Origin of the sequence: Janthinobacterium sp. GMG2 (assembly GCF_033949445.1) — a bacterium.
Classification (GTDB): Bacteria; Pseudomonadota; Gammaproteobacteria; order Burkholderiales; family Burkholderiaceae_D; genus Janthinobacterium; species Janthinobacterium aestuarii.
Genome location: NZ_JAXAWA010000003.1, coordinates 843,574 through 854,065, shown reverse-complemented (window position 1 = coordinate 854,065; position 10,492 = coordinate 843,574). Strand labels below are relative to the sequence as shown.

The 10,492-nt window shown below is 62.2% G+C and carries 12 protein-coding genes; 9 read left to right on the top strand and 3 right to left on the bottom strand.

Annotated elements, in window-relative coordinates:
- Positions 1-73 precede the first annotated feature (73 nt).
- Positions 74-850 (bottom strand): enoyl-CoA hydratase, encoded by a 777-nt coding sequence (locus SKZ59_RS15875; RefSeq protein ID WP_072457177.1) that lies wholly within the window; start codon positions 848-850, stop codon positions 74-76.
- A 76-nt stretch (positions 851-926) separates the two neighbouring features.
- Here SKZ59_RS15875 and SKZ59_RS15870 point away from each other — a divergent pair, with 76 nt between their 5' ends.
- Together SKZ59_RS15870 and SKZ59_RS15865 are read left to right on the top strand one after the other, a co-directional pair.
- On the top strand, positions 927-2,228 hold the full coding sequence (locus SKZ59_RS15870; protein ID WP_319992286.1) for an MFS transporter: 1,302 nt from the start codon (positions 927-929) through the stop codon (positions 2,226-2,228).
- Between the two features lie 137 nt (positions 2,229-2,365).
- On the top strand, positions 2,366-2,803 hold the full coding sequence (locus tag SKZ59_RS15865; protein WP_034753546.1) for a universal stress protein: 438 nt from the start codon (positions 2,366-2,368) through the stop codon (positions 2,801-2,803).
- A gap of 32 nt (positions 2,804-2,835) precedes the next feature.
- Here the strand turns inward: SKZ59_RS15865 and SKZ59_RS15860 are convergent, their stop codons facing one another.
- Positions 2,836-4,014: a murein transglycosylase A gene (locus SKZ59_RS15860; RefSeq protein ID WP_319992285.1), complete on the bottom strand. Its 1,179-nt coding sequence runs from the start codon at positions 4,012-4,014 to the stop codon at positions 2,836-2,838.
- A gap of 109 nt (positions 4,015-4,123) precedes the next feature.
- Here SKZ59_RS15860 and SKZ59_RS15855 point away from each other — a divergent pair, with 109 nt between their 5' ends.
- A complete protein-coding gene (locus SKZ59_RS15855) occupies positions 4,124-4,258 on the top strand; it encodes a hypothetical protein (protein ID WP_319992284.1) in 135 nt (44 codons plus the stop codon).
- Between the two features lie 25 nt (positions 4,259-4,283).
- Here the strand turns inward: SKZ59_RS15855 and apaG are convergent, their stop codons facing one another.
- Positions 4,284-4,658, bottom strand: coding sequence for a Co2+/Mg2+ efflux protein ApaG (gene apaG, locus SKZ59_RS15850; RefSeq protein ID WP_034753698.1), 375 nt, complete (start codon positions 4,656-4,658; stop codon positions 4,284-4,286).
- Positions 4,659-4,822: 164 nt separating this feature from the next.
- On the opposite strand from apaG, the gene rpe reads away from it, so the two are divergent.
- The 6 genes from rpe (at position 4,823) to trpC (ending at position 10,476) form a co-directional block, all read left to right on the top strand.
- A complete protein-coding gene (gene rpe / locus SKZ59_RS15845) occupies positions 4,823-5,497 on the top strand; it encodes a ribulose-phosphate 3-epimerase (RefSeq protein WP_034753544.1) in 675 nt (224 codons plus the stop codon).
- Positions 5,497-6,201 carry a phosphoglycolate phosphatase gene (locus tag SKZ59_RS15840; RefSeq protein ID WP_319992283.1) on the top strand — a complete coding sequence of 235 codons (705 nt, stop codon included), beginning with the start codon at positions 5,497-5,499 and terminating at the stop codon, positions 6,199-6,201. The genes rpe and SKZ59_RS15840 overlap by 1 nt, the downstream gene beginning before the upstream one ends.
- A gap of 269 nt (positions 6,202-6,470) precedes the next feature.
- Positions 6,471-7,967: an anthranilate synthase component I gene (gene trpE, locus SKZ59_RS15835; RefSeq protein WP_219329773.1), complete on the top strand. Its 1,497-nt coding sequence runs from the start codon at positions 6,471-6,473 to the stop codon at positions 7,965-7,967.
- 1 nt (position 7,968) lies between these two features.
- On the top strand, positions 7,969-8,532 hold the full coding sequence (locus SKZ59_RS15830; RefSeq protein ID WP_319992282.1) for an aminodeoxychorismate/anthranilate synthase component II: 564 nt from the start codon (positions 7,969-7,971) through the stop codon (positions 8,530-8,532).
- Positions 8,533-8,597: 65 nt separating this feature from the next.
- Positions 8,598-9,641, top strand: coding sequence for an anthranilate phosphoribosyltransferase (gene trpD, locus SKZ59_RS15825; protein ID WP_034753540.1), 1,044 nt, complete (start codon positions 8,598-8,600; stop codon positions 9,639-9,641).
- A gap of 34 nt (positions 9,642-9,675) precedes the next feature.
- A complete protein-coding gene (gene trpC, locus SKZ59_RS15820) occupies positions 9,676-10,476 on the top strand; it encodes an indole-3-glycerol phosphate synthase TrpC (protein ID WP_319992281.1) in 801 nt (266 codons plus the stop codon).
- Positions 10,477-10,492 lie beyond the last annotated feature (16 nt).

Here is a 10,492-nt window from a genome sequence, read left to right as displayed (position 1 = left end):
CTACTACCCAGCCCCGGAAGGCCGTCCCTTTTGTGCCGCAAACTAGTGCGTCTCATCGGGGAGGCGAATCATATCAAAGACCGTCGAAGTTTGGCAAGCGCTTTTCCAGGAAAGCGTGCATGCCTTCTTTTTGCGCCGGCGTACCGAAGGCGGCCTGGAACAAACGGCGCTCGTAGGCGACACCATCGGTCAAGGTCGTTTCAAAGGCGCGGTTGACGCAATCCTTGATCATCATGGCAACCGAAGTCGGCATGGCGGCGATGGTCTTGGCGGCGGCCAGGGTTTCTTCCAGCAATTTATCTGCCGGCACCACGCGCGACACGAGGCCGATGCGTTCCGCCTCGGCGGCATCGATGGTGCGCGCCGTCAGCAGCAAGTCCATGGCCTTGGCCTTGCCGATGGCACGCGGCAAACGCTGCGTACCGCCCGCGCCTGGCGTGACGCCAACCTTGATTTCCGGCTGGCCAAACTTGGCGCTGTCGGCGGCGATCAGGAAATCGCACATCATGGCCAGTTCGCAGCCGCCACCGAGCGCATAGCCGGCCACGGCGCCCACCACCGGTTTGCGCACGCGCAAGATATGCTCCCAGTTGCGGCTGATGTAGCCCTGGGTATAGGTATCGGGATAGGTATAGTCGGCCATGGCCGCGATGTCGGCGCCGGCGGCAAATGCTTTTTCGCTGCCCGTGAGCACGATGCAGCCGATACTCTCGTCGGCGTCGAACTTCAGCAAGGCGTCGCCCAGCTCATTCATCATGTTGTCGTTCAAGGCGTTCAGGGCCTTGGGTCGGTTCAGGCGGATGACCGCCACTTTGTCCTGGATATCGATGATCAGGTCTTCGTATTGCATGGTGTCTCCTCTCGATGAACGGTGCAACGATTGTAGCGGCTAAAGGCAGCGGCGCGGCAGGTGCGCTGCTATTATTGTGAGCCCGATCTTTTTTATCGAGCAGCATATTTTCTCTTCCCTCGTCCAGTATTGCGCCCACTATCTGCGTGGCGACTGCAGCGCCGCCAGCGTCAATTTCCGCCGCCTGTGGTTCAGCAATGGCCTCAATTGCTTCGGCGCCCAGATTACCTCGCTGGCCCTGCCCCTGTGCGCGGTGCTCTTGCTGCATGCGACGCCGGAACAGATGGGCGTGCTGGTTGCGTTGCAGGCGCTGCCGTTCGCCCTGTTCGGCTTGCCCGTCGGCGTGCTGCTGGACCGGCGCAGCAAGCACCCGATCATGCTGTTCAGCGAAAGCATGTCGGGCCTGGCCCTGGCCAGCGTCGCCGTGGCTTACTGGTGCGGCGTGCTGTCGATGCCATGGTTATATATAGTGGGCTTCATCATCGGCACGGGCTTCGTCGTCGGTGGCGGAGCCGAACAGGTGTTTCTGACTTTCCTCGTGGGCCGCGATGGCTTGATCGATGCGCAGTCGAAATTTGCCGCCACCGAATCGGCTTCGCGCCTGATCGGTCCCGGCCTGGCCGGCGTGCTGGTGCAAGTGCTGTCGGCGCCAGTCGCCATCCTGTGCACGGCCTGCGGCTATCTGGTTTCCGTTTTCAATCTGCGCGCCATGAGCGTGCGCGATCCGCGTCCCGCACCGTCCGACAAGCACGCCTTGCGCGACATCGCCGACGGCTTGCTGTTCGTCTGGAGCGAACCGCTGCTGCGCGCGCTGGCCTGGGGCGCCGGCATCTGGCACTTCCTGTTTTACGCCAGCATGGCCTTGACGGTGCTGTTTGCCACGCGCGACCTGGGCATGAGCCCTGGCGTGCTGGGCATGACGCAGATGCTCGGCGGCGCCGGCGTCCTGCTCAGCGCCTTCATCGTCAAGCCATTGACGCAGCGCTATGGCGCCGGCCGCACCATCCTGATCGGCCTGGCATCGACCTCGCTCTGTTTTGCCCTGACGCCCACGATACCCGCCGCGCTGTTCGGCAGCGCGGCCGCCAGCGCCGTGGCGTATGCCATCTTGATGTTCTTTTTCGATTGCGGCGTGATGCTGTTCTTTATTCCCTACCTGGGCTTGCGCCAGAAAGTCACACCCGACCCCATGCTGGGCCGCATGACGTCGACCATGCGCTTCCTGACGGTGGCGACGGCGCCGCTGGGTGCGCTGGCCGCCGGCTGGATAGCGGAACATTTTGGCGTGCGCAATGGCCTGGCCTGCATCGCGGCCGGCAGCATCGTGTTGACGGTGGCCATGGTGTGGGGCACGCCGCTGCGTAGCGTGCGCACCTGAAGTGGTGAACGGGAATACACTGGCAAAAGATTGCCTTGGCGACACTATTCACGCCAAAGCCTGTGAGGCTTGATTTATATCAAGGTTTTAATTGATGCAAATCCATAAGCTGTCTTACATCACTTGAGGAGCACGCTATGTTTAACACCATCTTATTTCCCACCGACGGCTCGCCGCTGTCCGACAAAGCCGCCGAGACCGCCCTCGCCTTCGCCCAACTGAACAAGGCCAAGCTGGTCGCCATCAGCGTGGTGCAGCCGTTTCCGTTCTCGCCGATGGCGGACGGCGGCATCGTGCTTGACGCCAGCCTGTATGAACAGCAGATGCAGGAAGCGTCGCAACGCGCCATCGACAAGATCGGCGAAGCTGCGCGCGCCGCCGGCGTACCTTTCGAAGGCGTGGTGGCCGTGTCGCCGAGCCCGCACGATGAAATCGTCAATGCGGCGCAAACCTACCATTGCGACATCATCCTGATGGCTTCGCACGGCCGCAAGGGTTTGAACAAGCTGTTCGTGGGCAGCGAAACGCAAAAAGTGCTGGCCCACACCCACCTGCCAGTGATGGTCTTGCGCTAAGCCACACCACGAACTGCCCGGCGACGCTTTCCCTAGCGCGCCGGCGCCTGCTTCGGCAACAACACCCACACGGCGCCGCTCTGCTTCATGCGGCCCGCATTCTCGGCCGCTTCCGCGCCAAAGCCAAAGAAATAATCGACACGGATCGGCCCGCGGATGGCGCCGCCCGTATCCTGCGCCATCACCAGCCGCTGCATGGGAATCTCGCTATTGGCTTGCGTGGTGGACAGGAACACGGGTGCGCCCAGCGGCAAAAAGCGCGAATCGATGGCCACCGAACGCTGCGGCGTCAGCGGCACGCCCAGCGCGCCCTTCGGCCCCACTTTCGGGTCGGGCAAGCGCTCTTCCTTGAAGAAGACATAGCTGGGATTGGCGTTGAATAATTCATCCTTGCGCGTAGGATGGCCGGCGATCCACGCCTTGATGCCCTGCGCGGACGCCTGGCTCAAGGTCAGCTCGCCCTTGTCGACCAGGTAGCGGCCAATCGATTTGTACGGATGGCCATTCTGGTCCGCGTAGGCCACGCGCACGGTTTCCTGCGTGTCGGTCAGCTGCACGCGGCCGGAACCCTGCACCTGCAGGAAGAAGGCTTCGACTTCGTCATCCACCCACAGCAATTCCTTGCCCGTGACGGACGTGGCGCGCTCGATGTCGGCGCGGGTCGCGTACGGTATCACCTTCTTGCCGACCAGCTTGCCCCGCAAGCGCATGTTTTTCAGTTCCGGATACACGCCGGACAAATCCACCGAGACGAGGTCGTCGGGCACCTTGTACAGCGGTGTCTGGTATGGGCCGCCCCGCTTGCGCGCCCCGTGCAGCAGTGGTTCGTAGTAGCCGGTCACCAAGCCGGTACTGGCGCCATCGGCGGTGATGACTTGATTCGGCACAAAGAAGGTCTCGAAGAACAGGCGGATGGCCTTGTCGCTGTCGGCATTCACCTGGCGCGCGATCGTGCACGACTCCTTCCAGTCCGGACGTTTCACGAGCACGCCGCACGACGCCATGAATGCTGGCCAGGCGGCGCGCATGTCGTCGCGGGCCCAGCCAGGCAAGGCGGCAAACTTGGCGGGCACGAAGGTGGGCGCCGCCACATCCGCGGCATCCTTGGCCTCTGCCGGCTTGGCCGGAACCGGCCTGACGACGGTCGGCGCGATGGGCGGCGCCTTGCCGCTGGCAGCGGGCGGCGCGGGCGGCGTGGTACAGGCGGACAACGCAAGCGCGACGGCGCCGATTGAAACGGGTAGACTACCGCGTGTCAACAGACGGCGGGTAAATACTAAGCTGCGGGTAAATAACATAGGGGTGCGTATGTGGATCTTGATGATAGAGGCGCTGGTGGCGTTCTTCTTGCTGGCATTTATAGTCTGGTGGACCATGTATTCGGGTAAAAAACCCGTCCCACCGGCGCGCAAGCAGCTCGGCGAAGAACAGGACAGCACCGAAAAACTTAAGTAAGGGGCGCAAGCCCCCCGGCGTTGCGTCAATGCAGGGTGCGTGGCACCGACAGCACGAACTCGGGAATCGGCGCTTCAAACTGATGGCCATCTTCGGCCACGCAGAAATACTCGCCGTGCATCGAACCTTGCGGCGTGCCCAGCATGGTGCCGCTCGTGTATTCGAACTGTTCGCCCGGCTGCAGCAGCGGCTGGTGGCCGACGGCGCCCAGGCCGCGCACCTCTTCCACCTTGTTGTTCGCATCCGTGATGACCCAGTGGCGCGAAATCAGTTGCGCGCCAGCCGTGCCCGTGTTGACGACGCGGATCGTGTAGCTGAACACGTGCCGCCCCTGGTCCGGTGCCGATTGCTCGGGCAGGTACTGCGTCTTGACCGTTACCGTAAATTCATAAGTCGCCATCGTCATTCCTATTCAGACATTGCAGTCATTATGGCGGCGCGTGTGCCGCATTGGCCACGGCGCGCCGCGTATTCTGTGTTTCATCGTGCTTCAATAAGGCATGGTAGCGGCGTCAAGCGTAAAATAGCGCATCTTCGCATTTTCTATCCTTTGGCTACTCCACCATGACTACATTCCGTATCGCTCCCAGCATCCTGTCCGCCGACTTTGCCCGCCTGGGCGAGGAAGTGCGCAACGTCGTTACCGCCGGCGCCGACATCATCCACTTCGACGTGATGGATAACCATTATGTGCCGAACCTGACCATCGGCCCGCTGGTGTGCGAAGCGATCCGCCCGCACGTGCAAGTGCCCATCGACGTGCACCTGATGGTCAAGCCTGTCGATCGCATTATCCCGGATTTCGCCAAGGCTGGCGCGAACATCATCACCTTTCACCCGGAAGCGTCGGATCACGTCGACCGCTCCTTGCAGCTGATCCGCGACAATGGCTGCAAATCGGGCCTGGTATTCAACCCGGGCACGCCGCTGCACTACCTGGAACACGTGATGGACAAGATCGACATCATCCTGATCATGTCCGTCAACCCGGGCTTCGGCGGCCAGTCCTTCATCCCGCAGGCGCTGAAGAAAATCGCCGAAGCGCGCCGCATGATCGACGAATCGGGCCGTGACATCATGCTGGAAGTCGACGGTGGCATCAAGATCGACAACATCGCCGCTGCCGCCGCTGCCGGCGCCGACACCTTTGTCGCCGGCTCGGCCATCTTCGGCAAGCCCGACTACAAAGCCGTCATCGACGCCATGCGCGCCGAGCTGGCAGCCGTCAAGGGCGCCTGATGCAAGCGGGCACGGTGAAAGACCACGTACTGGCCGGCGTGCGCGCCGCCATCATCGACCTCGATGGCACGATGCTCGACACCGTGCCCGATTTTCATGTCGCCATCAACGGCATGCGCGCCGAGCTGGACCTGGCGCCCATCAGCGCCGACGCCATCAAGCTGATGGTCGGCAAGGGCTCGGAAAACCTGATCCGCACCGTACTGGCGCTCGACTTCGATGCGGCCGGCGTGGAACAGCGTTTCGAGCAGGCGATGGACGGCTACCAGCGTCACTACCTGGCCATCAATGGCCAGTTCAGCACCCTGTACCCGGACGTGGAAGCGGGGCTGGCGGCGATGAAGGCGGCGGGCTTGCGCCTGGCCTGCGTCACCAACAAGCCGATCGCCTTCGCCCTGCCCCTGCTGAAACAGAAAAACCTGGACCAGTATTTCGAGATCGTCTACGGCGGCGATTCGCTGCCGAGGAAGAAACCGGACCCGATGCCGCTGCTGCAAGTGTGCGCGGACTTCGATCTGGCGCCGGCCAAAGTGGTGGCCATCGGCGACTCATCGAACGACGCGCAAGCGGCCAGGGCTGCGGCTTGTCCCGTACTGACGGTACCCTATGGCTACAATCACGGACACTCTATACACGATACCGATTCCGATGGTATAGTAAAGACACTGCTCGAAGCAGCCCGTTTTATTAGCATGCAAAACTAACCGGCATACTGACCAAACCCACCACCATATCGTGAACACGTTTCTCATCAAAAAACACAATGTCACCCAAACCGGCTCGATTGAGGCCTGGCTTTGGCGACGCTGGCAATCCTGGCAGGCTTAAGGGCCGAGCCGTTACGATTGCTGCCGGCTGCACCCGTATAGTTTGCGCATATTGCGCCTGTTGCGTGCACCGGCAAGTTTTTTGATAACCCACCGCAGGGTTTGTGCACTATGCACACGCATACCCTGACGGCATGGAGAGAAACATGACCGAACTCGAATTCAAATCGCTGTCCCAGCAAGGCTACAACCGCATCCCCCTGATCGCGGAAGCGTTCGCCGACCTGGAAACCCCGCTCACGCTGTACCTGAAACTGGCACAGTCCCAACAAGGCGGCAAGAACACCTTCCTGCTCGAATCCGTCGTCGGCGGCGAACGCTTCGGCCGCTATTCCTTCATCGGCTTGCCCGCCACGACCGTGTTGCGCAGCCATGGCAAGCGCACCGAGATCGTCAAGAACGGCGTCGTGATCGAAGAGCACGAAGGCAATCCGCTCGACTTCATCGAACAGTACCAGTCGCGCTTCAAGGTGGCCCTGCGCCCCGGCATGCCGCGCTTCTGCGGCGGCCTGGCCGGCTACTTCGGCTACGACACCGTGCGCCACATCGAGAAAAAACTGGCCGGCGGCGCGCCGAAAGATGACTTGAAGCTGCCCGACATCCAGCTGATGGTGACGGAAGAACTGGCCGTCATCGACAACCTGTCCGGCAAGCTCTACCTGATCGTCTACGCCGATACGACGCAGCCCGAATCGTTTTCGAAAGCGCAGCAGCGCCTGAAGGATTTGCGCATGATGCTGCGTCGCGGTGTCGATGCGCCCGTCACCAGCGCTTCCGTGCGCACGGAAACCATCCGCGACTTTTCCAAGGAAGACTACCTGAAGGCCGTCGCCAAGGCGCATGAATACGTGATGGCGGGCGACCTGATGCAGGTGCAGATCGGCCAGCGCATCCGCAAGCCGTATGTCGATTCGCCACTGACTTTGTACCGCGCCTTGCGTTCGCTCAACCCTTCGCCGTATATGTACTTCTATAATTTCGGCGACATGCAGATCATCGGCGCCTCGCCCGAGATCCTGGTGCGCAACGAGAAGACGGCGGACGGCGGCAAGAAGGTCACCTTGCGTCCCATCGCCGGCACCCGTCCGCGCGGCGCCACACCCGAGCGCGACGCCGAACTGTCGGCCGAGCTGCTGGCCGACCCGAAAGAGATCGCCGAGCACGTGATGCTGATCGACCTGGCGCGCAACGATATCGGCCGCATCGCCGAGACGGGCAGCGTACACGTCACCGACCGCATGGTCATCGAAAAATACTCGCACGTGCAGCACATCGTCTCGAACGTGGAAGGCACCCTCAAGAAGGGCCTGTCGAACCTGGACGTGCTGCGCGCGACCTTCCCCGCCGGCACCCTGACGGGCGCGCCGAAAGTGCGCGCCATGGAAGTGATCGACGAACTGGAAATCACCAAGCGCGGCATCTACGGCGGCGCCTGCGGCTACCTGTCGTTTGGCGGCGAAATGGATGTGGCCATCGCCATCCGTACGGGCGTGGTCAAGGACGGCATGCTGTACGTGCAGGCCGCGGCCGGCATCGTGGCCGACTCCATCCCCGAAATGGAATGGCAGGAAACGGAAAACAAGGCGCGCGCCGTGCTGCGCGCCGCCGAACAAGTGCAAGATGGCCTGGATGGAGGGTTTTAAGATGCTGCTCATGATCGACAACTACGACTCCTTCACCTACAACATCGTGCAGTATTTTGGCGAACTGGGCGAAGACGTGCGGGTCTACCGCAACGATGAAATCACGATCGAACAGATCGAGGCGCTGAACCCGGACCGCATCTGTATCTCGCCCGGCCCGAAAGCGCCGGCACAGGCGGGCATTTCGGTGGCAGTGCTCAAGCACTTTGCCGGCAAGAAACCGATACTGGGCGTGTGCCTGGGCCACCAGGCCATCGGCGAAGCGTTTGGCGGCAAGGTCATCCGCGCCAAGCAAGTCATGCATGGCAAGACTTCCCTCATCGCGCATACAGGCGTGGGTGTCTTCAAGGATATCCCCAGCCCCTTCACAGTGATCCGCTACCACTCTTTGGCGATCGAACGCGCCTCGCTGCCTTCCTGCCTGGAAGTGACGGCGTGGACGGACGACGGCGAAATCATGGGCGTGCGCCACCGGGAATACGATATCGAGGGCATGCAGTTCCACCCCGAATCGATCCTCTCGGAGCACGGCCACGCCCTGCTGAAGAATTTCCTCGAGCGCTGATCCCATGCGCACGCCACGGCGTGCCATCAGTGTCCTCCTGCGCCATCATTGAAGAAGGAAGCATCATGCCGATCACACCACAAGAAGCCCTGCTGCGCTGCATCGAACACCGCGAGATCTTTCACGACGAAATGCTGTACCTGTTCCGCCAGATCATGTCCGGCGAAATGTCGCCCACCATGATCGCGGCCCTCACCATGGGCTTGCGCGTGAAAAAGGAAACCATCGGCGAAATCGCCGCCGCCGCGCAAGTGATGCGCGAGTTTTCCACCAAGGTGCCCATGGCCGACACCACCAACCTGCTCGACATCGTTGGCACGGGCGGCGACGGCGCGCACACTTTCAACATTTCCACCGCCTCGATGTTCGTGGCGGCCGCCGCCGGCGCGCGCGTGGCCAAGCATGGCGGACGCAGCGTCTCATCCTCGTCCGGCAGCGCCGACGTGCTGGACTCCCTGGGCGTCAACATCAACCTGCAGCCCGAGCAGATCGCCCAGTCGATCGCGCAAACGGGCATCGGCTTCATGTACGCACCCAACCACCATGCGGCCATGAAGCATGCGGCGCCCGTGCGCAAGGAGCTGGGGGTGCGCACGATTTTCAATATCCTCGGGCCGCTGACGAATCCGGCCGGTGCGCCGAACATCTTGATGGGCGTGTTCCACGCCGACCTGGTCGGCATCCAGGTGCGCGTGCTGCAGCGCCTGGGTGCGCAGCATGCGATCGTCGTATATGGCCGCGACAATATGGATGAAGTGTCGCTCGGCGCCTCTACCCTCGTGGGCGAGCTGGTCAACGGCGAAATCCGCGAGTATGAAATTCATCCGGAAGACTTCGGCATGTCGATGATCGCCAGCCGCAACCTGAAAGTGGCCGATTCCACCGAATCGAAAGCGAAGATGATGGAAGCGCTACGCGGCGAGCCTGGAGCCGCTGCCGACATCGTCGCCCTGAACGCGGGCACGGCGCTGTATGCGGCCGGCGTGGCCAGCTCGATCGAAGACGGCCTGGCGCGTGCGCGCACCGCCGTCAGCTCGGGTGCGGCCTTGGCGAAACTCGACCAATTCGTGCAGGTGACGCAGCAGCTGGGCACCCCGGCGCAAGCGTAAGTCCTCCGCCCTCCTTTATAGAATAGCGACCATCATGTCCGACATACTCGATAAAATCCTGGCCGTGAAGGCCGATGAAGTGGCCAAGGCCAAAGTCCGCCGCAGCCTGGCCAGCCTGCGCGGCGATGTGGAAAGCGACAGCGAACTGCGCGCCGGCCTGCGCGGCTTTGAAGCAAGCCTGCGCCAGCACATCGCCGCCGGCAAGCCCGGCATCATCGCCGAAGTGAAAAAGGCATCGCCGTCGAAAGGCGTGATACGCGCCGACTTCCGCCCTGCCGACATCGCCGCCAGCTATGCCCAGCACGGCGCGGCCTGCCTGTCCGTGCTGACGGACGAGCAGTTCTTCCAGGGCTCCGTGGAGTATCTGCAGCAGGCGCGCGCCGCCTGCGCCATTCCCGTGCTGCGCAAGGATTTCATGGTCGACATGTACCAGATCTATGAAGCACGCGCCATGGGCGCCGACTGCATCCTCCTGATCGTCGCGGCGCTCGACCATGGCCTGATGGCGGAGATGGAAGCGTGCGCCCACGAACTGGGCATGGGCGTGCTGATCGAAAGCCACGACGGCGAAGAACTGACGGCGGCCCTCAAGCTCAAGAGCGCGCTGATCGGCATCAACAACCGCAACCTGCGCACGTTCGACACGTCGCTGGAAACGACACTCGGCCTGCTGCCGCGCATCCCGCAAGACAAATTGATCATCACGGAATCGGGCATCCACAGCACGGCCGACGTACAGCGCATGCGCGATGCACACATCCACAGCTTCCTCGTGGGCGAGGCGTTCATGCGCGCGCCAGACCCCGGCGTGGAACTGGAGCGCCTGTTCAGTTAAACCATGGTAGGCTGGC